The sequence below is a fragment of the Devosia salina genome (genome assembly GCF_019504385.1).
GTDB classification, from domain to species: Bacteria; Pseudomonadota; Alphaproteobacteria; order Rhizobiales; family Devosiaceae; genus Devosia; species Devosia salina.
Window position 1 is genome coordinate 1,135,263 of the sequence record NZ_CP080590.1, and the last position, 21,745, is coordinate 1,157,007.

General features: G+C 64.4%; 21 protein-coding genes. 10 read left to right on the forward strand and 11 right to left on the reverse strand.

Features of this window, described 5'->3' with window-relative positions; translation table 11 throughout:
* The first annotated feature begins 138 nt into the window (after nucleotides 1-138).
* The 8 genes from cysS (at nucleotide 139) to K1X15_RS05420 (ending at nucleotide 9,049) form a co-directional block, all read left to right on the forward strand.
* Nucleotides 139-1,518: a cysteine--tRNA ligase gene (gene cysS / locus K1X15_RS05385; RefSeq protein WP_220306481.1), complete on the forward strand. Its 1,380-nt coding sequence runs from the start codon at nucleotides 139-141 to the stop codon at nucleotides 1,516-1,518.
* A gap of 66 nt (nucleotides 1,519-1,584) precedes the next feature.
* Nucleotides 1,585-1,968: a VOC family protein gene (locus tag K1X15_RS05390; protein WP_220306482.1), complete on the forward strand. Its 384-nt coding sequence runs from the start codon at nucleotides 1,585-1,587 to the stop codon at nucleotides 1,966-1,968.
* Nucleotides 1,955-2,428: a GFA family protein gene (locus tag K1X15_RS05395; protein ID WP_220306483.1), complete on the forward strand. Its 474-nt coding sequence runs from the start codon at nucleotides 1,955-1,957 to the stop codon at nucleotides 2,426-2,428. Before K1X15_RS05390 ends, K1X15_RS05395 begins: the two co-directional genes overlap by 14 nt.
* Nucleotides 2,428-2,934, forward strand: a complete 507-nt coding sequence (locus K1X15_RS05400) for a GFA family protein (RefSeq protein WP_220306484.1) — start codon at nucleotides 2,428-2,430, stop codon at nucleotides 2,932-2,934. Before K1X15_RS05395 ends, K1X15_RS05400 begins: the two co-directional genes overlap by 1 nt.
* Nucleotides 2,935-2,953: 19 nt before the next feature.
* The gene (gene cimA / locus K1X15_RS05405; protein WP_220306485.1) at nucleotides 2,954-4,597 is read left to right on the forward strand and encodes a citramalate synthase; all 1,644 of its coding nucleotides are present in this window, start codon (nucleotides 2,954-2,956) and stop codon (nucleotides 4,595-4,597) included.
* A gap of 148 nt (nucleotides 4,598-4,745) precedes the next feature.
* Nucleotides 4,746-6,680, forward strand: coding sequence for a LysM peptidoglycan-binding domain-containing protein (locus K1X15_RS05410; RefSeq protein WP_220306486.1), 1,935 nt, complete (start codon nucleotides 4,746-4,748; stop codon nucleotides 6,678-6,680).
* A 153-nt stretch (nucleotides 6,681-6,833) separates the two neighbouring features.
* On the forward strand, nucleotides 6,834-7,154 hold the full coding sequence (locus tag K1X15_RS05415) for an ArsR/SmtB family transcription factor (RefSeq protein ID WP_220306487.1): 321 nt from the start codon (nucleotides 6,834-6,836) through the stop codon (nucleotides 7,152-7,154).
* Complete coding sequence (locus K1X15_RS05420; RefSeq protein WP_220306488.1) at nucleotides 7,154-9,049, forward strand: ABCB family ABC transporter ATP-binding protein/permease; 1,896 nt, start codon at nucleotides 7,154-7,156, stop codon at nucleotides 9,047-9,049. The genes K1X15_RS05415 and K1X15_RS05420 overlap by 1 nt, the downstream gene beginning before the upstream one ends.
* 38 nt (nucleotides 9,050-9,087) lie before the next feature.
* Here K1X15_RS05420 and K1X15_RS05425 read toward each other — a convergent pair whose 3' ends face one another.
* Nucleotides 9,088-9,306: an MAPEG family protein gene (locus tag K1X15_RS05425; protein ID WP_220306489.1), complete on the reverse strand. Its 219-nt coding sequence runs from the start codon at nucleotides 9,304-9,306 to the stop codon at nucleotides 9,088-9,090.
* Here K1X15_RS05425 and K1X15_RS05430 point away from each other — a divergent pair.
* On the forward strand, nucleotides 9,282-10,016 hold the full coding sequence (locus K1X15_RS05430) for a LysR family transcriptional regulator (RefSeq protein WP_220306490.1): 735 nt from the start codon (nucleotides 9,282-9,284) through the stop codon (nucleotides 10,014-10,016). The two genes, K1X15_RS05425 and K1X15_RS05430, sit on opposite strands and share 25 nt — an antisense overlap.
* Here K1X15_RS05430 and K1X15_RS05435 read toward each other — a convergent pair.
* From K1X15_RS05435 to K1X15_RS05475, 9 genes are all read right to left on the reverse strand, one after another.
* Nucleotides 10,013-10,393, reverse strand: a complete 381-nt coding sequence (locus K1X15_RS05435) for a type II toxin-antitoxin system death-on-curing family toxin (RefSeq protein ID WP_220306491.1) — start codon at nucleotides 10,391-10,393, stop codon at nucleotides 10,013-10,015. The genes K1X15_RS05430 and K1X15_RS05435 overlap by 4 nt on opposite strands.
* A 3-nt stretch (nucleotides 10,394-10,396) precedes the next feature.
* On the reverse strand, nucleotides 10,397-10,636 hold the full coding sequence (locus tag K1X15_RS05440) for a type II toxin-antitoxin system prevent-host-death family antitoxin (protein ID WP_240549669.1): 240 nt from the start codon (nucleotides 10,634-10,636) through the stop codon (nucleotides 10,397-10,399).
* 160 nt (nucleotides 10,637-10,796) lie between these two features.
* Nucleotides 10,797-14,135, reverse strand: coding sequence for an efflux RND transporter permease subunit (locus K1X15_RS05445; RefSeq protein WP_220306492.1), 3,339 nt, complete (start codon nucleotides 14,133-14,135; stop codon nucleotides 10,797-10,799).
* An 11-nt stretch (nucleotides 14,136-14,146) separates the two neighbouring features.
* On the reverse strand, nucleotides 14,147-15,412 hold the full coding sequence (locus K1X15_RS05450) for an efflux RND transporter periplasmic adaptor subunit (protein WP_220306493.1): 1,266 nt from the start codon (nucleotides 15,410-15,412) through the stop codon (nucleotides 14,147-14,149).
* 15 nt (nucleotides 15,413-15,427) lie between these two features.
* Nucleotides 15,428-15,976 (reverse strand): PadR family transcriptional regulator, encoded by a 549-nt coding sequence (locus K1X15_RS05455; protein WP_220306494.1) that lies wholly within the window; start codon nucleotides 15,974-15,976, stop codon nucleotides 15,428-15,430.
* A 185-nt stretch (nucleotides 15,977-16,161) separates the two neighbouring features.
* Nucleotides 16,162-16,989 carry a 3'(2'),5'-bisphosphate nucleotidase CysQ gene (cysQ, locus tag K1X15_RS05460; protein WP_220306495.1) on the reverse strand — a complete coding sequence of 276 codons (828 nt, stop codon included), beginning with the start codon at nucleotides 16,987-16,989 and terminating at the stop codon, nucleotides 16,162-16,164.
* A complete protein-coding gene (gene nadC, locus K1X15_RS05465) occupies nucleotides 16,986-17,855 on the reverse strand; it encodes a carboxylating nicotinate-nucleotide diphosphorylase (RefSeq protein WP_220306496.1) in 870 nt (289 codons plus the stop codon). Before nadC ends, cysQ begins: the two co-directional genes overlap by 4 nt.
* A gap of 94 nt (nucleotides 17,856-17,949) precedes the next feature.
* Entirely contained in the window at nucleotides 17,950-18,735 is a 786-nt protein-coding gene (locus K1X15_RS05470) for an SDR family oxidoreductase (protein ID WP_220306497.1), read from the reverse strand.
* 74 nt (nucleotides 18,736-18,809) lie between these two features.
* A complete protein-coding gene (locus tag K1X15_RS05475; RefSeq protein ID WP_220306498.1) occupies nucleotides 18,810-20,075 on the reverse strand; it encodes an AGE family epimerase/isomerase in 1,266 nt (421 codons plus the stop codon).
* A gap of 159 nt (nucleotides 20,076-20,234) precedes the next feature.
* On the opposite strand from K1X15_RS05475, the gene K1X15_RS05480 reads away from it, so the two are divergent.
* The gene (locus tag K1X15_RS05480) at nucleotides 20,235-20,675 is read left to right on the forward strand and encodes a cupin domain-containing protein (RefSeq protein WP_220306499.1); all 441 of its coding nucleotides are present in this window, start codon (nucleotides 20,235-20,237) and stop codon (nucleotides 20,673-20,675) included.
* Between the two features lie 44 nt (nucleotides 20,676-20,719).
* Here K1X15_RS05480 and K1X15_RS05485 read toward each other — a convergent pair whose 3' ends face one another.
* Nucleotides 20,720-21,667, reverse strand: coding sequence for a class 1 fructose-bisphosphatase (locus tag K1X15_RS05485; protein WP_220306500.1), 948 nt, complete (start codon nucleotides 21,665-21,667; stop codon nucleotides 20,720-20,722).
* Between the last annotated feature and the right edge of the window lie 78 nt (nucleotides 21,668-21,745).

Below are 21,745 nucleotides of genomic sequence, written 5' to 3' on the forward strand. Positions count from 1 at the left end.
TTCATCCTGAAATTGCGCAATGGATAGAGCCTCCCCGCCAGCGGAGCGTTCTCGGGAAAAGTGGGTGCCGCTTTTCCGGTTCGAGAACGCGACCACGAACGACCGAGCACCGAATGTGTCTGGCGACAGGACCTCTCTATGACCACGGCAAAGCCGCAGCTGTTCCTCTACAATACGCTCACCCGTTCCAAGGTGCCCTTCGAGCCCATGGATGCGAACAATGTGCGTCTCTATGCCTGCGGCCCCACGGTCTATGACTTCGCCCATATCGGCAATGGCCGCGCCGCCATCGTCTTCGACCTGCTGTTCCGCGTCCTGCGCCATGTCTATGGGCCGGACCACGTCACCTATGTGCGCAACATCACCGACGTCGATGACAAGATCAACGCCCGCGCCCTGCGCGATCATCCCGACCTGCCGCTCAACGAAGCCATCCGCAAGGTCACCGAAACCACGGCCGCACAATACCAGAAGGACGTGACCGCTCTCGGCTGCCTGGAGCCCACCATCCGGCCCCGCGCCACCGAAAACATCCCCGAAATGCAGGCCATGATCCAGCGCCTGCTGGACAATGGCAACGCCTATCAGGCCGGCGGCGAAGTCCTCTTCGCCGTCGATTCCATGCCCGACTATGGCCAGCTCTCCGGCCGCAATCTCGAGGACAATCTCGCCGGCGCCCGCGTCGCCGTGGACAGCCACAAGCGCAACCCGGCCGATTTCGTCCTCTGGAAGCTCTCCTCCGACGATGAACCCGGCTGGGACAGCCCCTGGGGCCGCGGCCGTCCCGGCTGGCATATCGAGTGCTCGGCCATGTCCGAGCGCTATCTGGGTGAAACCTTCGACATCCATGGCGGCGGGCTCGACCTCATCTTCCCGCACCACGAAAACGAAATCGCCCAGTCCCGCTGCGCCCACGGCTCCCACGCCATGGCCAATGTCTGGATGCACAACGGCTTCCTTCAGGTCGAAGGCCAGAAGATGAGCAAGTCCCTGGGCAACTTCTTCACCATCCACGACCTCCTCGAAACCGAAGCCTTCGGCGGTCGCAAGTGGCCCGGCGAGGTGCTCCGGCTGGCCATGCTGATGACCCACTACCGCGAGCCGATTGATTTCTCCCAGAGAAGGCTGGAGGAGGCCGTCAATTTGCTCGAGAAGTGGGAGCGCGCGGTTGGGGACGCTGAGCCGTCCGCGTATCTGCCGACCGAGGTCATTGATCGTCTCGCTGATGATCTCGACACCCCGGGTGCCATCGCGCGCATCCATGCGCTTATTATGGATCAGGACAAGGCGGCCGAGGGGCTCGCTTTGGCCGACCTCATGGGCTTGCGCATCAAGCGCAACGTCCAGGTCGATTCCGCCGTGCCCAACTTGGTGGCTGCCCGCCTCGCCGCCCTCAATTCCAAAAACTTCGCCGAAGCCGACCGCATCCGCAACGAACTGGCCGAACAGGGCATCGCCCTGATGGACTACAAGGACGAAACCGGCGCCCGCCAGACCAAATGGGAGGTCAAGCGGTGACCCTCCTGCCACCTCCTGTCAGCGGAATCGCTGCAGATCGCCGCTCCATAAACCGGAGATGCAATCATGCTTGATCACGTTGGAATTCTCGTTGCGGACTGGGCGAAATCCAAAGCCTTCTACGACGCCGCCTTCGCCCCGCTGGGCGTCACCCTGCTCAATGAGGTGCCCGTCGAGTTCACCGGCGGCGTCAAGGTCGGCGGTTATGGCCGCACCAAGCCCGATTATTGGCTGACTGAAAGCGCCGAGACCGGCCCCGGCCGCCACTACGCGTTTTCCGCCAATAGCCGCGCCGACGTCGACGCCTTCCACGCTGCCGCCCTATCCGCAGGCGGCACCGACAATGGCGCCCCGGGCCTGCGCCCGCATTATCACGAGCACTATTACGGCGCCTTCGTCATCGATCCCGATGGCAACAACATAGAAGCAGTGTGTCATGCCCCAGGCTGAAGCCCATACCGGCGGCTGCCAGTGTGGCGCGGTGCGTTTCCGCGTCACCCGGCTCGGCCGCCCCTCCATCTGCCATTGCCGCATGTGCCAGAAGGCCTTTGGCGGCTTTTTCGGCCCCTTGGTCACCGCGCATAACGCCGTCTGGGCCCGCGGCGAACCGAAATGGTTCCAGAGCTCCAACGCCGCCCGCCGCGCCTTCTGCGGCGATTGCGGCACCCCGCTCGCCTATGAAACCCGCTATGGGCTCGAACTGGCCATCGGTGCCTTCGACGATCCCACCGTCGCCGCCCCCGAAATCCAGGTCAATCTCAACGATCGCCTGCCCTTCTTTGCCGGCCTCAGCACCTTGCCCGAGCGCACCGAGGTCAGCGACGAATGGCGCGACTTCATGGCCGGAATCCATTCCAACCAGCACCCCGATCACGATACGGCCGATTGGCCACCCCGGGAGGACACCTGATGGACCGCTACAAGATGGACGTCAGCGGCGGCTGCCAGTGCGGCGCCGTGCGCTACCACGCCACCGAAATGATGGACAATTCCCACATCTGCCACTGCCGCATGTGCCAGAAGGCGGTGGGCAATATCTTTGCCGCGCTGGTGGCCGCGCCTCGCGACGCCATCACCTGGACCCGCGGCGAGCCAGCGCGCTTCCGCTCCTCCGATCATGTCGATCGCGGCTTCTGCGCCAGGTGCGGCACGCCGCTCTTTTATGACGACACCACCGGCGACCGGGTCAATTTCACCATCGGTTCGCTCGACCATCCCGAGCTGTTCCCGCCCCATGCCAATACCGGCAATGAGAGCCGCGTGCCCTGGTTCGATACCCTGCCCACAATCGCGCATGGCGGCGCCACCGAGCAGCCCGATCGCGAGGCCTGGTGGAGTGCCATCCAGGCCTCCAACCACCAGCATCCCGACCACGACACCGAGGTCTGGCCCCAGCCAGACCAGACCGGCAAGTAATCCGAGTTAGGCCCAATCCATGTCCCGTGAACGCCTCTACCTCTTCGACACGACCCTGCGCGACGGTGCGCAGACCGCCGGCATTGAGTTCTCGCTTGAGGACAAGATCGCCATTGCCGGCATGCTCGAAGAGCTGGGCGTCGATTATGTCGAAGGCGGCTATCCCGGCGCCAATCCCGTCGACACCGCCTTCTTTGAGAAGAAGCGCACCAGAAAGGCCACTTTCACCGCTTTCGGCATGACCAAGCGGGCAGGGCGCTCTGCCGCCAATGATCCGGGTGTCCAGGCCCTCGTCAATTCGGCTGCCGACGCCACCTGCTTCGTCGCCAAGGCCTGGGACTACCAGGTCGAGCTGGCCTTGGGCTCCACCACCGAGGAGCACCTCGAAGGCCTGGCCGATACGGTGCGCACCGCCGCTTCCGCCGGCAAGGAAGCGCTGGTCGATCTCGAACATTTCTTCGATGGCTACAAGGCCAATCGCGCCTATGCGCTTGCCTGCGTCCAGACGGCGCTCGATGCCGGCGCCCGCTGGGTCGTGCTCTGCGATACCAATGGCGGCACCATGCCCTCGGAGGTGCGCGAGATCGTCGCCGACGTCATGACCATCGCCCCCGGCGACCGGCTGGGCATCCACCCCCATGACGATACCGGCCAGGCCGTCGCCAACGCATTGGCGGCTGTCGAAACCGGCGTCCGCCAGATCCAGGGCACGCTCAATGGCCTGGGCGAGCGCTGCGGCAATGCCAATCTGGTCACCCTCATCCCCACGCTCGTGCTCAAGCCCTTCTATGCCGAGCGCTTCGAAACCGGCATCACCCCCGCCCAGCTCGAACGGCTCACCCATATCTCGCGCGCCTTCGATGATCGCCTCAATCGCGCGCCGGCGCGGCAGGCGCCCTATGTCGGCGCCTCTGCCTTTGCCACCAAGGCCGGCATCCATGCCTCGGCCCTGCTCAAGGATTTTTCCACCTATGAGCATGTGCCGCCCGAAAGCGTCGGCAATGAACGCGCCATCATGGTCAGCCAGCAGGCGGGCAAGTCCAACCTGCTGACGGCGCTGGCCCGCCATGACATCGTGCTCGAAAAGGACGATCCCCGCCTCGAAAAGCTGCTCGCCACCGTCAAGGAACGCGAATCCCGCGGCTATTCCTATGATGGCGCCGACGCGTCCTTTGCGGTGCTGGCGCGGCGGGTCCTCGGCACTTTGCCGGACTTCTTCGATGTCGAAAACTACCGCACCATGGTCGAGCGCCGCCACAATGCCATGGGCGACGAGGTCACCGTCACCGAGGCGGTGGTCAAGATCCGTGTCGATGGTGAGCTGCTGATGTCGGTGGCCGAAGGCAATGGCCCGGTCAACGCGCTCGATCAGGCCCTGCGCAAGGACCTGGGCAAGTATTCGGCCCGAATCGAAGATCTCGAACTGGTCGACTTCAAGGTGCGTATCCTGGACGGCGGCACGGGCGCGGTCACCCGTGTACTGGTTGAAAGCCGTGACAGCAGCGGCGATCGCTGGGTAACCATCGGCGTTTCGCCCAATATCATTGATGCCTCGTTTGAAGCTCTGTATGAATCAATCACATACAAGCTGTTGAAGACTGAGGCGTCTTGGGATTCGGCATCTGGGGCAAAGACAAGCCGGGCGAGAAACCTCGCCGGCTGAGCGCATTTACCGGGAGGGCAAACTGGCCGAAACCGCTCCGAAACGACCTCTGGCTCTGACTATCGGGGCAGCGGCAGTCACTCTTCTCGTTATTCTCGGTGTCCTTTCCGGCCCGTCGATTGTCTCCTGCTTCAACAGCCCCGATGGCATGGGGCAGTGCCTGCGCGGCAAGATGGCCGAAGTCGGCCTGATCCCGGCCGCGCCCGCCCCGGTGGTCGCCGACGCCGAGGAACCGGCCGAGGAGGCTGCCGAAGAGGCCGACGAGGCCGTGCCCGCCGAACCGGAACTGGACACGACCCCGCCCGCCGAACCCGATGCCAATGTCGATGGCGTGATCGCGGCCACCTTTGGCCTGCTGCGTGCCGAGCCCGATGGCTCCGTGGTCATCGCCGGTAGCGGCGCGCCCGGAAGCAAGGTGGAAGTGTTCGCCAATGGCGAACTGCTCGGAACCGTCGAAGTCGAGAACAGCGGCGACTGGGTTTTTGTGCCCGACAATCCCCTGCCGCCCGGCGGGCTTGAGATCACTTTGGGCGAAGAGGGTAAGCCCGGCACCGCCGAGGACTCCTTCATCGTCGTCATCAATGAAGACAAGACCAGCCAGCCGCTGGTGGTCGCCAGCAAGCCCGGCGAAGCCAGCGAGGTCCTCCAGGGCCTGACGGCGCCCGTCGAGGTCGCGGCGGCGCCCGAACCAGTTGCGCCGGCCCCCGCCGAACAGCCCGCTGCACCCGAGACGCCGGCGGCCGCCGCTGCGCCCGAGGCAGCGCCGGCACCGGCCACTGCGCCCGAAACCACCGTGGCCGAGGCGCCAGAGCCAGCAGCCGCGACGGAATCGCCCACGGCCATGGCTGCCGCGGAACCGGCAGAGACCGAGGCCGAGCCCGCTGCGGCACCGGCCGACACCTCGACCATGCAGGTGGCCTCGGCTCCCGAGCCAGTCGCACCGGCGCCTACCACCGAGGCCGCCGCGCCTGTGACCGAGACGGCGCCGGCAACCGCGCCCGCAACGCCGGAGGCGTCTCCATCGGCGCCTGAGGCCGATACGACCAACCCGGCCGCGACTGCTGTAGCCCAGGCCCCGGCGGCGGACGAACCCGCCGGCGCCGCTGCCATGGCGCCCGCCTCCGAACCGGTCGAACCCGCGCCGGCGATCGAGCCTGCGCCCGTGGCCGAACCGGCAACCGCCCCGGCACCCGCACAACTGGCCGACGTGCCGCCCACCATCGATGCCATCGAAATCGAGACCGATCGCACCTTCTTTGCCGGCGCCGGCCCGGATGGCGGGACCATTCGCCTCTATGTCGACGACAGCTTCATCGCCGACGCCACCGTCGAAGGTGGCCGTTGGCTGGTTGAAGCGGGCCCGGTGCTGGATAAGCCCAGCCAGCGTGTCCGCGTCGACCTGCTGCAGCCGGGTTCCGCCGATGTGGTGGCCCGTGCCGAGGTCGATTTCGTCGTCGATGTTCCTGCTGTCGACGAACCGGTGGCCGTAGCCGAGGCGCCTGCCGAGGCCACGCCAACCGAAGCAGCTCCTGCCGAAACGCCAGCCGAACCTGAAGCCACGCAGCCCGCCGCACCAGAGCCATCTGCTGCGCCGGCGGTTCCCGCTGCGGAGCCGGCTGCCCCGGCCGAAGCGCCGGCCACCGAGCCCGCCACGGAGACTGCACCGGCAGCCGAGCCCGCCGCCCCTGCGGCCGAACCGGCACCTGCCATTGCGGCAGCGCCTGCCGTGGAAGCGCCCGCCGTGGAAGCGGTGACCCCGGTGACCGAGCCCAGCACCGAACCTGCGGCCGAACCGGCCGCCGTCGCAGACGCTGCACCGGAAGCCGAACAGGTCGAGCCGGCCGAGCCTGCCGTGCCGACCATGGTGGCCGTGTCGCTTGGCGACCCCGAAGCGCAGCGCTTCATGTCGGGCAAGGCCATCATCCGACGGGGTGACAACCTCTGGACCATTGCCCGCCGCGTCTATGGCGAAGGGCTCAAATACACCACGATCTACCAGGCCAATACCGGGCAGATCCGTGATCCCGATCGCATCTATCCCGGCCAGGTCTTCGATCTGCCCGACGAGGCGGCTGGGCAATAATCCACTGGAAAGCGGCGCCTTAGGGCGCCGTTTTTGCGTGCCTATTGATTTTCAGGGCAAGAGGCCCCATCTTCCATCGCAATTCACCGATCAACCGCTGTCGAGCGCCTTGCTCCCGGGCGGCACGGTGATGAGCGAATTGAGTGCTGCGCCATGCATGACGACGACATTGCCAGTATCATGCGGGCCCTGGGCCACCCGGTCCGGCTGGAAATTCTGCGCATTCTCGCGACCCAGCAGCAGGGCCAGTGCTGCTGCGCCGATGTCACCGACAGCCTCACCCTGGCCCAGTCCACCGTCTCTCAGCACATCAAGGTGCTGCACGATGCCGGGCTGATCGAGCGCAAGCCGCACGGCACGCGCAATCGCTATTGCATCCGCCACGACAGACTGGCCGAGTTGAACTCGGCCTTTGGCGGTCTCCTCAAGGGGCTGGCGCCCGTCGCCGCCAACAAGGAAACGGAAACGGCCTGATGGCTCGAAACAGTTCTGAGAAGAAGCCGTCCGTCAGCGCGGACGAAGGATCGGTATTCTCTACGGTCCGCAATCTCTGGTCCTATATGTGGCCGGAAAATCGCCCCGATCTGAAGCTGCGTGTGGTCCTGGCGCTGTCGGCGCTGCTGGCCAGCAAGGTCGCCACCACGCTCGTTCCCTTTGCCTATAAGGGCATTATCGACAGTCTGGACGGACCGACCCCGGATTCGACCCTTGTCCTGGGCCTCGCCATCCCGCTGGTCCTCGTCATCGCCTATGTGGTCGGCAACATTGTCGACGCCGGTTTCCAGCAATTGCGCGACGTGCTGTTTGCCAGCGTCGGCCAGCATGCCGTGCGCAAGCTGGCCCTCCAGACCTTCCACCACATGCATCGGCTTTCGCTGCGCTTTCACCTGCAGCGGCGCACCGGCGGGCTTTCCCGTGTCATCGAGCGCGGCACCAAGGGCATCGAGACGGTCGTCCGCTTCGCCATGCTCAATATCGCACCCACCATTGTCGAGTTCGTCGTCGTGGCAGTCATCTTCGTGTGGCTGTTCGGCGTCAGCTATCTCGGCGTCCTGGTGGTGATGATCTGGGCCTATCTCTATTTCACCATCAAGGCCTCCAACTGGCGCATCTCGATCCGCCGGGCCATGAACGAGAGCGACACCGACGCCAATGGCAAGGCCATCGACAGCCTGCTCAACTTCGAGACGGTGAAGTACTTTGCCAATGAGGAGATGGAGGCCAGGCGCTTCGACAAGGCCATGGAGGGCTATGAGCGCTCCGCCATCCGTATCTGGTCTTCGCTCGGCTTTCTCAATTTCGGCCAGGCGGTCATCTTCTATGGCGGCTTTCTGATCATCTCGATCATGTCCATCATGGGCGTGATGAACCGCACGCTGACGCTGGGCGATTTCGTGCTGCTCAACACCTTCCTGATGCAGATCTACCGGCCGCTCAACTTCATCGGCTTTGTCTATCGCGAACTGCGCCAGGGGCTGACGGATATCGAGGAGATGTTCAAGCTGCTCGATCAGGACCCCGAGATCACCGACCGGCCCGGCGCCGCTCCGCTCCAGGTCACCGGCCCCGTTGTCCGCTTCGAGGATGTCGCCTTCCACTACGACCCGGATCGGCCCATTCTGAAGGGTGTCAGCTTCGAGGTACCGGCTGGCAAGACAGTTGCCATCGTCGGTCCCACGGGCGCCGGTAAATCGACCATCTCGCGTCTCCTGTTCCGCTTCTACGACGTCACCGGCGGCCGCATCACCATTGATGGTCAGGACCTGCGCGACGTGACCCAGGAAAGCCTGCGTTCGGCCATCGGCATGGTGCCGCAGGACACGGTGCTGTTCAACGACACGATCGGCTACAATATCCAGTATGGCCGCCCCGATGCCAGCACCGAGGAAGTGCGCGACGCGGCCCGCATGGCCCAGGTCGGCGATTTCATCGATACCCTGCCCAAGGGCTATGACACCCAGGTGGGCGAGCGGGGGCTCAAGCTCTCCGGCGGTGAGAAGCAGCGCGTGGCCATTGCCCGCACCATTCTCAAATCGCCCTCCATCCTGATCCTCGACGAGGCGACCTCCGCCCTCGACACCAAGACCGAGCGCGACATTCAGGCCGCCCTCGACGAGGTGTCGCGCAACCGCACCACCGTCGTCATCGCCCACCGTCTCTCCACGGTCGTCAATGCCGACGAAATCCTGGTGCTGCGCGACGGCCAGATCGCCGAACGCGGTAGCCATTTCGACCTGCTCGCGCAGGAAGGCCTCTACGCGCAGATGTGGAACCGCCAGCGCGAGGCCTCTGAGGCCGCCGAACTGCTGGCCCGCACCCAGGACGACCCGGAAGGCTTCGTCAAGCGGGGCGTCCCGGCCGCAGAATAGGCATTGGCCCAGCGCCGGGCCGAACAGCGGGCAGGGTGTCAGCGCCACCCTGCCAACACCGCCACCATTGCCTGGGCGGTGAGGACGGCGATCATTGCCATGCCCACACCCCAGAACAGGGATCGGGGCCTGTTCACGCCGCTCCAATAGCTCAGCGTGAACCCCACCCGCGCCGCCGCATAGGCCAGCGCTGCCCCGGTCACCACCACGCTGTCCACGCCCAGCACCATCAATGCTACGGCCGGGGGCAATACCATCCCAGGCTCATTTCGGCGCCCGCCTGGCCGATCGCCGCGACGATGGCGTCATCCTCACGCCCGAAGGCGAGCGCCTGCTCGAAAGCGCCCGCCGCATCGAAGCCGAGCTGGCGGGCCTCGAGCGCGACATCACCGGCCGCGATCACCGCCTCACCGGCCACATCAAGCTCACCACCGTCGACGCCCTGGCCTGGCTCTATATGCCCGTCATGGCCCGCTTTCGTGCCCGTCACCCGCAGATCGACCTCGCCGTCGAGGTCGGATCAGAGTTGCGCAATCTGTCCCGCCGCGAGGCCGAAGTGGCGCTGCGCGCCACCAACAGCCCCGATGAGCACCTCTTCGGGCGCGAACTGGGCAAGCTCGAATTCTATCCCTATGCGCGGGCCGACATCGCCGCCGACCCGGAGGCCATGCCCTGGCTCGAATACGGCAATCGCGATTGCAGCCAGCCTTCCGCGCGTTGGCTGCGGCGGGTTCACCCCACAATACGTCCGCAGGCCAGCGTGCCGACGCCTTTGATGATGTATCGCGCAGTAGATGCCGGCCTTGGGGCAGGGCTGGTGCCCGCCGCCCTGGCCGCTGGATCTCCCGGGCTCGTGCGGCTCTCCGACGAACCCGCCTTTGCTATCGCCATCTGGCTGCTCACCCCCATGGAACTGCGCCAGACCGCCCGCATCAGGGCCCTGTTCGAGGCCTTTGCATCGGCCTAGGCGAGTGGCGTTGTGTGGGCGCGCAACCACGCCTCCAGAACGTCCTTGCGAAACGTGCCGGCCTCCAGATGGGTGTAGATAAAGCGCTCGATCTCATCATTCTCGGCCGAAATATCGATGCCATTCAACTGCAGAAAGAGTTCGAGACACGCATAGGCGACGCGCTTGTTTCCATCCACGAAGCCGTGGTTCATTGCCAGGCTTTCCCAGAGCGCGGCGGACTCCTCAAGCAGGTCGGCATAGTAGCCGGTCTGCGGGCGGAGCAAGGCAGCTTCAATCAGGCCGTAGTCACGAACGCCTTCCGCACCACCAAAGCGCTCGATGAGTAACTGGTGAATTCGCAACGCCTCATCGAGAGTGAGGTAGGTGAAGGCCATGATCTATTTTGCAAGCGCTTCGTAGAGTGACTTGCGCCTGCTCATGCTGCGCTGCATCAGATCCTCAATGGCCGGCCGGACTTTCCGCGCAGCCGACTGATTCTCCATAGCCGCAAACTGCTCAGGCGACACCAGCACGCCAACATCGCGGCCGTTTTTCTGGATGCGCACGGGCTCGGTTCGCGCCATCTCCAACAACTGACCGAATTTGTTCTTGGCATCGGTTGCGGACATCGTACCCATGGCTGGCTCCATTAGCTATTTTAGCTAAAAGAATATTGGCTAAAATAGCCAAAAAGTAAAGGCCCGCATCGCTGCGGGCCTTTGAGCGTCTTGCAAATCGCGCCAGGCGCGATTTGAGCGAGAAGGGCCATGAGACCTGGGGTCGAATGGCGGGGGCCGCTTACTCCGCTGCATCCCTCCGGCTCACCACCGTGACGCCATTGGCTTCCTTTTCCTTCAGCCCGGCATCCTTGGAGACGATGTAGCGCTTGGCGCTGTCGGCATCGTCCGGCACCTCCACCGCCATGCCATCGAAACCGGCGGGGGCGGCGACGGCCTGGCGGCGGCGGAGGGGGCTTGCCACCCACGCGCCGAAGGCTGCCAAGACCGAGCCGAGCCAGCGGATCTGGCTCCACATCACCGTCGGTGCCGTGATCATCACCGGCACCATGATCAGGGTCAGGGCGGTGGAGAAGAACAGGCCCGAAACCAGCGCTGCCGACAGGTGAATGAACCAGGAGCCGGCGATGCCACCCACCACGATTTCGCGGCGGATGAAGTCGAACTCGATATTGGCCCACATCGGGATCACGCCCAGCGCGGTGAGGAACGCGGTCAGCAGCACCGGCCGCACGCGCTGGCTGACGGTCAGCAGCATCGCCTTGACCGCTTCGACGTTCTGGTGCCGGTGGTAGTCGTTATAGGTGTCGATCAGCACGATGCCGTTCTTCACCACGATACCGGCCAGCGCCACGATGCCCAGCCCCGTCATGATCGCCGAGAATGTCATCCCGGTCAGCAGCATGCCGAGCAGCACGCCGGCCACCGACATGGCGACGGTCATCAATGTCACCAGCACCTGGTAGAAGCTGTTGTATTCCAGCAGCAGGACGAACGAGATGAGCACCAGGGCCATGATCATGGCCTGACCGATAAAGGCATTGGCGTCACCCATCTGCTCTTCGGCGCCACCGAACACCACCTTCACCCGGTCGGGGAAGTCCTGCTGGGCGATCCAGGTCTGCAGCTCTTCCACCTTGTCGGCGGCATAGACGCCGTCTGGAAGATTGGTCAGCCCGGCAGCCACGTTCATCGTATAGACCTGGTCGCGGCGCTGGATGCTGGCCACCTTGGGCACGGCGGTGCGCTCGATGAAGTTGCTGACCGGGATCAGGCCCTGGGCAGTGGCAATGCGCATCGAATCGAGCGCGTCGAAGGTCCGCTCATCTTCCGGCAGGCGCACGCGAATATCCAGCTCGTCGCCGGTTTCGGCATCCCGATAGGTCCCGAGCTTCACGCCCGAGGTCACCAGCTGGACATAGGGTGCCAGTTCGCGCACGCCGATGCCATACTTGCCCGCTTCCGCACGGTCGACAGTGATCTCCCAGTCGATGCCGGGCGACGGGCGACCGTCTTCGGCGTCAACGATCTCCGGCCATGTGGCGAGGTGATCGCGGATTGCGGTCACGACTGGAACAAGGTCGTCGTAGTTCGAGCTCTCCACTCGCATATTGATGTCCTTGCCGGCCGGCGGACCGCTTTCGGCCGCCAGCAGCTGGATATCGAGACCGGCAAAGTCCTTCACGCGTTCGCGGATATTGGCGAAGATCTGTTCGGCCGGAACACGCTCGCTCCACTTGGTCAGCTGCAGCTGGAAATTGCCGATCGTGTCAGGCGGCATGGTGCCGAAGGCGCCGGTCGTGCCGAACTGCATGATCACGTCCTGGATACCCTGGACCTGCATCAGCTCGTCTTCGACTTCCACAAGCATGTCCCGGATTTCTTCGGGCGAGTAATTGCCGCGTCCGACGACCGCCACCGTGGCGAATTCGGGTTCGGATGCCGGGAAGGCCTCCGAGCCTGTGGGGTTCATCGCATAAGTGACGAAGATCGTGGCGATGATGCCAATGCCCACGGCCAGGGTAGGAAGCGGCCAGTGCAGCAGCTTCTCCATGATCCGCACGTAGAACCCGGTCAAACCGCCCACCTTCTTGGTGTCGAACTTGTCCGGATACATGACGATGTCGGCCTTGGCCTTTTCTTTCTGGTCAACATGGGTCGAGGCGATGATCGAGCCGATGACCGGCATGAAGATCAGCGCCGAGATGAAGGAGGCGATCATGACGATGATCACGATCGTCGGCAGGTAGCTCATGAACTTGCCGATGATGCCCGGCCAGAACAGCAGCGGAACGAAGGCGCCCAGCGTGGTCGCCGTTGCACCCACCACGGGCACGAACATCTTGCGCATGGCCATGATGAAGGCTTCCTTCTTGGGAACGCCTTCCTGCAGCTTTCGCTCGGCATATTCGACCACCACCACGGGGTCATCGACCAGCACGCCCACCGCGATCACCAGACCGAACATCACCATCATGTTGATGGTCATGCCCAGGCCCTGGGCCACCAGGAATGCCATCATGAACGACAGGGGGATGGACAGGCCGATCATGATCGCCGGGCGAACACCCAGCGTCGCCACGCAGGTGATCAGCACCAGCGCCACGGCGGTCAGAACCGCCGCCTCGAGGGAACGGAACAGCGACGTGGTCGTTTCCGCCTGGTCGAGGAAGAACGAATAGCTGACGCCCGTCGGCCAGTCCTTGGCGACCTCGGCAGTCACCGCGCGGACCTTGTCGGACACGTCGATGATATTGGTGCCGGGCTTCTTGGAAACGCCCATGATCAGGGCAGGGGAGCCGTTCACATGAGTGAATTCGGTCGCATCGGCGAGAGTTCGGGTGATCGTGGCCACGTCGCCAAAGGTCACGATGGTGTTGCCATCGGTCTTGAGCGGCAGGTTGAACACGTCTTCCGCCGTGGTGATGAGCCCGGGCACTTCGACGTTGAACGAGCCCTGCCCGGTATTGAGCGTGCCACCGGCCACCACCATGTTGTTGCGCGACAGCGCGTCAAACAGCTGGTTGGCCGTCAGGCCGTAGGTTTCGAGGCGCAGCAGGTCGACGCGGACTTCGAGCTGTTCCTTGCGGGCGCCGGAAAGCACGGCTTCCCGAATTTCGGGAATGGCTTCGATGGCATCCTGCAACTGCTCGGCGCGACGGACCAGTTCCTTTTCCGGAGCGGAGCCATAGACAGCCACCGACATGACCGGCCCGATAAAGTCGATCTCGGAAACAGTCGGGTCGTTGGCGTCGGCCGGCAGCTTGGCTTTTACCGCGTCCATCTTGGCGCGCGTATCCTGCAGCGCCTGGTCCTTGTCCGTGTTGATGTCGAATTCGAGGAGCACCGAGGCGTGACCGGTGGTCGACGTGGTCGTGATGGTCTTGAGCCCAGGCAGGCTGGACAACTCATCCTCCGCCGGCTTGGCGAGGAGGTTTTCCGCATCACTGGGCGAAACGCCCGATTGGCTGATCGAGACATAGAGGTAGGGAATGTCGATGGCCGGGAAGCTCTCCTTGGGCAAGGAGAGATAGGCAAGCGTACCGCCACCCAGGACGACGACCATGATCGTCAGGACAACCCGCGGCATCCTGAGGACTTTTTCGATGAAATCGAGCATAGCTTGGGTCCTTAGCTGGCGGTGGCTTCGGTGGCTTCATCTACCGGACTGGCCTTGACGGTCTGACCGGCGCTCACATTCTCTTGGCCGACAGTGATCACATCGGCGATCACGGGCAGTCCGGTGACCCACACGCCTTCGCGCGTGTCGCTCACAATGGTAATCGGGTAGAAGGCGACCACGTCGTCTTCCACGGTCCGGACGCCCAGCACGCCATCATCGTCCAGCGTCAGGACAGATTGTGGCAGCAGATGCCCCGGGGCGGTGCCGATGTTGACGATGGCTTCAGCCGTCACGCCGTCGCGGATGGCGAAATCCTCATTGGGGATCTCGATCTCGGCGGGGAAGGCGCGTGTGGCGCTGTCCGCAACCGCAGAAATATAGGTCACCTTGCCGTCGACCGTCTGGCCGGTCACGGTCTTGATGGTGGCATCGAGCCCGGTCTTGGCCAGTCCGATATGGGCTTCGGGCACCATGCCCTTGAACACCATGGGATTGAGCTGCACGATCGTGGCACAGGGCGAGCCGGCATTGAGCATGGCGCCTTCGACAGCGACCGGGTCCTGCACGAGGCCGGCAACCTTGGCGACGATTTCCGTCCGGTCCAGTTCGGCCTTGGCATTGTCGAGACCGGCCTTGGCCTGGCTGACGCCGGCCTTGGCCTGGGCAAGCGCGACATCAACCGCATTGGCGGTATTGGCCGCGGCCACCCCGCGCTCGCGCAAATCGGCATTGGTGTCGTAGTTGAGCTGGGCCTGGGCCAGGGCCGCTTCGGCTTGGGCCAGCCCGGCCTCGGCCTGGGCGACGGCGGCAGCACGGGTACCCTGGTCGAGCGTGCAGAGCTTGTCGCCAACTTCCACGCGCTCGCCCTTGGTCACGTGAACAGTGTCCACGGCGCCGCTCGTCTCGGCCACGGCAGTCACCGTTGCCTTGGCCTGGGTCCGGCCACGCAGCGGCACTTCGATCGGCATCGGCTGGGCCACGAACCGCTCGGTCCTGACAGCTTGCAGCGGGGCGCTGGCGCCCGTGGTGGTTTCGTTGCGCTGGGCGATCGTCAGCGCCGGATCAACTTCCGGTTCGGGATGCTCGGCCAGGACGCCGGCATCTGCCAGCGCTGTCGCGATCGGCCCATGCTCTTCGCCCTCGATAGCCGAAATGATCGGCTTTTCGCCTTTGCCGGGGCCCTGACCGCCCTGCACCAGAGTACCGGTTGCCAGCCAGCCGCCCGCCAGAAGCAGGATGCCAAACGCCAGCCCATAGGAAAGCATTGCACGCATAGTTGAATTCGCCCCTTATTCAGCCGCGTCTTTTCGTGGCTCGGCTCGCGCCATTGTGATCAGTTCGTGCATATGGGTGCGCAGATGCTGCTCCGCAACCTCCAATACTGCACGTCCGTAATTGATGACCCAGTGATCGGCCGGCGAGCAGTCGTGCTCGGCCGGCGCCTGGTAGATTTGCTTGAGCTCTTCCAGCGTCCGCTGGAGCTGTTCATGGCACCGCTCTTCCACCAGTTCCTGCGGCAGAATATGTGCAAAGCGCGCGAACAGCAGGAACGGGCTGCGGAACACGTCCTCGCCCAACGGTTCGCTCAGTTCCTCGGCAAACGCCGTGCGGCCCGCTTCGGTAATGGTGTAGACTTTTCGGGCCGGTTTGCCGTCCTGCTGCTCGGTGCGGCTGCTGACCAGCCCCTCGTCCTCGAGCCGGGCCAGCGCGGGATAGATCGAGCCATAGCTGGCTTCCACGAAATAGGCGAAATTGCCTTCCGTGCACATCCGGCGAATGTCATAGCCGCTCGCATCCCCCTCGTAGAGAATGGATAGGCACAATGTCCTGACGTTCATGCGCGTGGATCCCTGACCATATTTCGGTCCGATATATGCTCGGCCTATATATGCCTGGCTTGACTGCTGCAAGCCTTACGAGGGCTGGAACCACGCAGATCAGTTAATCGCTGATTGCATATCGGCGCCCGAACGGCGCATCAGGGCACTCGATATGGGACCGCGCTTCAGCGCAATCCGCGCCGCTAGCCGAGCAGGCGCCGCATTTCGGCCGCGCCCGCCTCGGCCAGTTCTGCACTGGCCGCGGCCACGAAATAGGGATTGAGAAACTTCAGATCCCCCTTGCCATACCGCAGCGGCGCTCCGTCGAGCGTGACGACAGCTCCGCCCGCTGCTTCAAGCACAGCCTGACCGGCGGCGGTATCCCATTCACAGGTCGGGGTAAAGCGAGGGTAAAGCTGCGCCTCGCCGCGCGCCAGCAAACAGAACTTCAGCGATGATCCGACCGAGACATCGCTCTCCACGTCCAGGGTCTCGCACAATTGCTTGAGCGCGACGTGGCCGTGGCTCCGGCTGGCCACGATGCGGGGACGGGCCTGCGTCGTAACACGAATGTCGCGCCGCCCGGTGACCTCGCCATCGACGACCCTGCCTGTCCAGGCCCCATCGGCGTCTCCGGCAAAGATGTCGCCGGTTGCCGGCGCCAGCACCACGCCCATCACGGCCCTGCCGCCATCCACCAGCGCGATATTGACGGTGAACTCGCCATTGCGCTTGATGAATTCCTTGGTGCCGTCCAGCGGATCGACGACGAAATAGCGCTCGCCCAGTACCGGCACGATGCCGGCGGCAACGCTTTCCTCGCCGAGGACCGGCAACCCCGTGGGCCGTAAATGCTCGATGATGACCGCCTCCGCCGCGGCGTCGGCCTCGGTGACCGGCGAGCCATCGTCCTTGGTCACGACCTGGATCGGCCGTTCATAGACGGCGCAAATCACCTTGGCCGCGGCAATGGCCGCCTCGACGGCCACTTCGGTGAGCGTCAGGGGAGGCGCCTCGGTCACCACGCTCATGCCGCGCCCTCGATAATCACGTCCAGGCCCAGGTCGAGCGGCCTGGCGCCCATGGTGATCTGGCTGGTGGAGATGTAGTTCACCCCGGTTTCGGCGATCGAGCGCACCCGATCCAGCTTCACCCCGCCCGATGCTTCGAGCCGCGCCCGCCCGGCATTGATGGCCACGGCCTGCCGCAGCATGTCATTGTCCATGTTGTCGAGCATGATGATCCGGGCGCCCGCCGCCAGGGCCTCTTCCAGCTCGGCCAGCGTGGTCACCTCGATTTCGATGGCCACCAGATGTCCGGCAAAGGCCTCCGCGGCCTTGTAGGCGGCCGTCACGCCGCCGGCCACGGCGATATGGTTGTCCTTGATCAGGATGGCGTCGTCCAGCGCATAGCGGTGATTGGCGCCACCCCCGCACCGGACTGCGTATTTCTCGAAGGCCCTCAGCCCCGGGGTCGTCTTGCGCGTGTCGCAGATATGCGCCCCGGTTCCGGCTATGGCATCGGCATAGATGCGCGTCAGCGATGCAATGCCGCTCAGGTGATTGAGAAAATTGAGCGCCACGCGCTCGGCCGACATCACCGCGCGCGCCGGCCCCGAGACCTCGGCCACCAGGCCGCCCTCGGCCACCCGGTCCCCGTCGCGCAGGCGCGGCACGAACTGAACGCCCTCGCCGGACAGCCGGAATGCCGCCGCCGCCAGGTCCAGCCCGGCAATCACGCCGGCCTCGCGGGCCGATAGCGTAGCCCTTGCCCAGGCGTCCACCGCCAGTGTCGCCTGGCTGGTGAGGTCCCCGGCCAGGCCCAGATCCTCCTCCAGCGCGGCGGCAACGGCGCGCTCGACCACGAGGCGCGGCAATTGGGCGGGCAGGGCGGTCATCTTGGTTCACCGAAACGATTGATCGGCCGTGCTTTACGCCGCGCGCGCCACGCTGACAACCGCGACCGGGAGCATGGATTTGTCTCCGGCCGGCCTAGCGCAGCAAACTCTGCCCCCCGTCGATCCATACCGGGCTGCCCGTCACATGCCGGGCCGCGTCCGACACCAGGAAGGCAATGACATCGGCCACGTCGGCCGCCTTGCCGCTTCTGCCGCCGGTCAGGGGAATGTCGCCCTCCGGAAATTCGACCGGTATGCCGGCCTTCCCGGCGTTTCGGTGCTCCGTATTGTCCTCGATGTCGCTCTCGATCGCCCCAGGACAGACCGCGTTGATGCGGATTTTTCGCCGGCCCAGTTCCAGCGCCAATTGCTTCACCATGGCCAATTGCCCTGCCTTGGTGGCCGAGTAGGCGCTGGCGCCGGGCGAGGTGAAGGTGCGCGTGCCATTGATGGAAGAGACCACGACAATCGCGCCCCCGCCCGCCGCTTCGAGCGCGGGCACGGTGTGGTGGATGGTGAGATAGGTGCCGCGCAGGTTGACCGAAATGGTCGTGTCCCATTCCTCCGGCGCCAGCTCCTCGATCGGGGCCCACACGCCATTGATCCCGGCATTGGCCACCACGATGTCGAGCCGCCCGAAATGCCCCAGCGTCTCGGCCACCAGCGCGCGCATTGCGCCGTCATCGGTGACATCGGCCACGCTGGCCTTGGCCTTGCCGCCGGCCTTTTCGATCTCGGCCGCTGTCGCGTCCACCTCTTCGCGGGTGCGGCTCATCACCACCACCGCCGCGCCGTCCCGCGCCAGCTTCAAGGCCGTCGCCTTGCCGATCCCCGATCCTGCGCCGGTGACCAGCGCGACCTTGCCGTCCAGAAATGTCATTGCCCGTTCTCCGCGTTGAGCAGGGCAAACGCAGAGAACGGGCAATGGTTGTGGTCAACGCGCTCGGTGTGCGGTCAGAGCCGCTTGGGATGATCGGCCTCGATGATCCCGTGCGTCAGGCTCCCGGTCACCGGATAGAGGGGAATGAGGCAGGCCTGCAGCGCATGGTAGAGGTCCGGCTTGCCCACGAACAGGCGCGATGTGGGCACCAGCTGTTCGGTCAGTTCGCTGTGCCAGCCGCCGCGCTCATGGTCGATCACATGGTTCTCCGCAAAGTCCCAGAGCTTGCGATACCATTTCTGGTAGAAGTCATCGCGATCATGGCCGCCGATAAAGGCTGCCGCGCCGATTGCCTCGGCCACCGGCCACCAGAGCTTTTCGCGCATGATCGGCTGGTTGTTCCAGTCCAGCGTATAGAAAAAGCCGCCATGCACCTTGTCCCAGCCCAGCTCGATCGCCTGGCGGAATAGCCCGCGCGCCGATTCCGGCATCCAGCTGCTTTCCTTGCGGGTCAGCACGAACAGCTGGAACAGGAGCCGCGACCATTCCAGCGCGTGCCCCGGCGTGGTCCCGGAGGGTCGGAACATTTCCGAGCCGAGATAATCCTTGTCGAGGCTCCAGTCCTCATGGAAGTGCTCGGCCACGCGATGATCGAGGCGTGCCGCATTGCGATTGATGATGAGGTCGGCGATCCGCGTGGCCTTGCGCAGATATTCCTTCTCGCCGGTGGCCTCATAGGCCGCCATCAGCGCTTCGGTCAGGTGCATGTTCGAGTTCTGGCCGCGATAGGTGCTGATCTGCCGCCAGTCATTGGCGAATTCCTCGCGCACCGCCCCGACCTTCTTGTCCCAGAAGCGTGTCTCGATCACCTCGGAGGCGTCGGCGATCACCTGGTCGGCCAGCGGGTGGCCGACGAGCTTGGCGCTCGATCCGGCGAGCAGCACGAAGGCGTGCCCATAGGCCTGCTTGCTGTCATCGACCGTGCCGTTGTCATCGAGCGACCAGACATAGCCGCCATGCCTCGTGTCCCGGTGCTTCTCCCAGAGATAGCGCATGCCATGGTCGATGATCTCGTCCGAACCGGGTCGCCCGATCAGGCTGCCGATCGTGGCACAGTGGATCATGCGGGTGGTGACGTGGATCTGGCGCAGGCCATTCTCGGGCGAGAGCGGCTGGCCGTCATCGGACAGTTCGAAGAACCCACCCTTGGGATTGAGCGAGGCTGCCTCGAAGAAGTCGAACAGCCGGCTCGCCTGCGTCATCAGATATTGGCGGTGGAACGGGCGCTTCTGCCATGCCCCCCAATTGGTTTCCGGCAGGCGATTGGGGTCGTTGGTCATGCTGGCTCCCTTCCGGCACTACCTGTTGCCGGCCATATCAACAGCCTTCTAGCCAAACAATCGCATCGTTGCAATTTCTCGCGACCGGTGCCGAGCCGACATCTGGAGTGCCCCCGCCAACGGTGATATTCTGCCAGGCCTCCACAGGAGATTGGCGCCATGTCTTTCAATAGAGCCTTGGTTTCTTTTTCCGACAGTCCTCAAAATGGCCGCGCCCCGCATGGGAGCCCCGTTCTGGTCCACGTCACTGCCGCGCAGACCGACGGCACGATCGGCATTTGGGAAAATTTTGTCGCCCCGGGCAAGGGACCCACGCCCCATACGCACACCAGGGAAACCGAGGTCTTCCGCGTTATCGAGGGGACATTCCGCTTCTGGTGCGGTGAAGATAGCTTTGAGGGCGGCGCGGGAACCGTCGTGACGCTGCCGCCCAATGTTCTCCATCACTGGGTCAACATTGGCGAAACAACCGGACGCATGATGGGTATTGTCAGTCCTGGCGGAGCGGAGCGCTTGTTCCTGGAACTGGCAGCCATCGTCAATCCGACGCCCGAGGATATTGCCCGCGTGGAGCAGAGCCTGGGGATCACCAGCCACTGATCTGTTGCGAAAAGCCTGGCTCGGACGCAGACCGCGCCCCTCGGTCACGCCCGGGCGTACCACGCCTCCACCCGGCCAACCTCCTCGGCTGATCCCAGGATCACCGGAACTCGCTGGTGAATGCCGGTCGGCTGCACATCGAGAATCCCTTGCCTGCCAGTCGTCGATGCGCCCCCCGCGCCTGCGACCAGCCAGGCCATCGGATTGGCCTCGTAGAGCAGCCGCAGCCGCCCGCCCTTGCTCGCCGTCTCGCTGTCGAGCGGGTAGAGGAAGATGCCGCCGCGCATCAGGATGCGGTGCACGTCGGCCACCATCGAGCCCACCCAGCGCATATTGTAGCGCTTGCCCGCCGGCCCGGTTTCGCCCGCCACGCTTTCGCGCACATAGCCGATGGTCGCCGCGTCCCAGAAGCGTTCCCGCGCCGTGTTGATGGCAAATTCGCCCGACGCAGCAGGGATGATCGCGGCGGAAACCGTCTGCTGCCACTGGCCATTCGCATCGAGCGTGAAGACGCTTGTGTCGCCCGCGATGCGAATGACAAGGCTCGTCGCCGGCCCATAGGCGACATATCCGGCCGCCAACTGGGCCTCGCCCTTCTGCAAGAGGCCACCGGCGCTGGCCAGCACCGAAAAAATCGTGCCCACGGTAACGTTTACGTCGAGATTTGAAGATCCATCCAGGGGGTCAGTGGCGATAATGAACCGTCCCTGACTCGACATTTCAACGGCTTCATCCAGCTCCTCAGAAACCAGAATCGAAATGGCCGGATTTGCCCGCAAGTGATTCAAAACTATGTCGTTTGAAATCACGTCGAGCGCCTTCTGGGCCTCGCCTTGCACATTGTCCGAGCCCGCGAGGCCGGTTTGCCCCGCAATGGGCGCCTGGCGCAACACCGACGCGATTTCGGCCCCTGCCGCCGCCATGGATTTGATGGTCGAGCCAAGCTCCCGGTCCGTCGTCTGGGTGTCGAGCCATTGGGCGAGGTCGGTCATCGGCAGGTCTCCATCTTTGCCACCCACAAGCCCCAATCGTCTCAGCCATACAAGGCCGACTTTCGGGTGACTGCCGCC

What these genes read in the sequence shown, in the direction of transcription:
- cysS (WP_220306481.1), top strand. Translation starts at nt 139, where the DNA reads ATGACCACGGCAAAGCCGCAGCTGTTCCTCTACAATACGCTCACCCGT.
- K1X15_RS05390 (WP_220306482.1), top strand. Translation starts at nt 1,585, where the DNA reads ATGCTTGATCACGTTGGAATTCTCGTTGCGGACTGGGCGAAATCCAAA.
- K1X15_RS05395 (WP_220306483.1), top strand. Translation starts at nt 1,955, where the DNA reads ATGCCCCAGGCTGAAGCCCATACCGGCGGCTGCCAGTGTGGCGCGGTG.
- K1X15_RS05400 (WP_220306484.1), top strand. Translation starts at nt 2,428, where the DNA reads ATGGACCGCTACAAGATGGACGTCAGCGGCGGCTGCCAGTGCGGCGCC.
- cimA (WP_220306485.1), top strand. Translation starts at nt 2,954, where the DNA reads ATGTCCCGTGAACGCCTCTACCTCTTCGACACGACCCTGCGCGACGGT.
- K1X15_RS05410 (WP_220306486.1), top strand. Translation starts at nt 4,746, where the DNA reads ATGGGGCAGTGCCTGCGCGGCAAGATGGCCGAAGTCGGCCTGATCCCG.
- K1X15_RS05415 (WP_220306487.1), top strand. Translation starts at nt 6,834, where the DNA reads ATGCATGACGACGACATTGCCAGTATCATGCGGGCCCTGGGCCACCCG.
- K1X15_RS05420 (WP_220306488.1), top strand. Translation starts at nt 7,154, where the DNA reads ATGGCTCGAAACAGTTCTGAGAAGAAGCCGTCCGTCAGCGCGGACGAA.
- K1X15_RS05430 (WP_220306490.1), top strand. Translation starts at nt 9,282, where the DNA reads ATGCTACGGCCGGGGGCAATACCATCCCAGGCTCATTTCGGCGCCCGC.
- K1X15_RS05425 (WP_220306489.1), bottom strand. Translation starts at nt 9,306, where the DNA reads ATGGTATTGCCCCCGGCCGTAGCATTGATGGTGCTGGGCGTGGACAGC.
- K1X15_RS05435 (WP_220306491.1), bottom strand. Translation starts at nt 10,393, where the DNA reads ATGGCCTTCACCTACCTCACTCTCGATGAGGCGTTGCGAATTCACCAG.
- K1X15_RS05440 (WP_240549669.1), bottom strand. Translation starts at nt 10,636, where the DNA reads ATGGGTACGATGTCCGCAACCGATGCCAAGAACAAATTCGGTCAGTTG.
- K1X15_RS05445 (WP_220306492.1), bottom strand. Translation starts at nt 14,135, where the DNA reads ATGCTCGATTTCATCGAAAAAGTCCTCAGGATGCCGCGGGTTGTCCTG.
- K1X15_RS05450 (WP_220306493.1), bottom strand. Translation starts at nt 15,412, where the DNA reads ATGCGTGCAATGCTTTCCTATGGGCTGGCGTTTGGCATCCTGCTTCTG.
- K1X15_RS05455 (WP_220306494.1), bottom strand. Translation starts at nt 15,976, where the DNA reads ATGAACGTCAGGACATTGTGCCTATCCATTCTCTACGAGGGGGATGCG.
- cysQ (WP_220306495.1), bottom strand. Translation starts at nt 16,989, where the DNA reads ATGAGCGTGGTGACCGAGGCGCCTCCCCTGACGCTCACCGAAGTGGCC.
- nadC (WP_220306496.1), bottom strand. Translation starts at nt 17,855, where the DNA reads ATGACCGCCCTGCCCGCCCAATTGCCGCGCCTCGTGGTCGAGCGCGCC.
- K1X15_RS05470 (WP_220306497.1), bottom strand. Translation starts at nt 18,735, where the DNA reads ATGACATTTCTGGACGGCAAGGTCGCGCTGGTCACCGGCGCAGGATCG.
- K1X15_RS05475 (WP_220306498.1), bottom strand. Translation starts at nt 20,075, where the DNA reads ATGACCAACGACCCCAATCGCCTGCCGGAAACCAATTGGGGGGCATGG.
- K1X15_RS05480 (WP_220306499.1), top strand. Translation starts at nt 20,235, where the DNA reads ATGTCTTTCAATAGAGCCTTGGTTTCTTTTTCCGACAGTCCTCAAAAT.
- K1X15_RS05485 (WP_220306500.1), bottom strand. Translation starts at nt 21,667, where the DNA reads ATGACCGACCTCGCCCAATGGCTCGACACCCAGACGACGGACCGGGAG.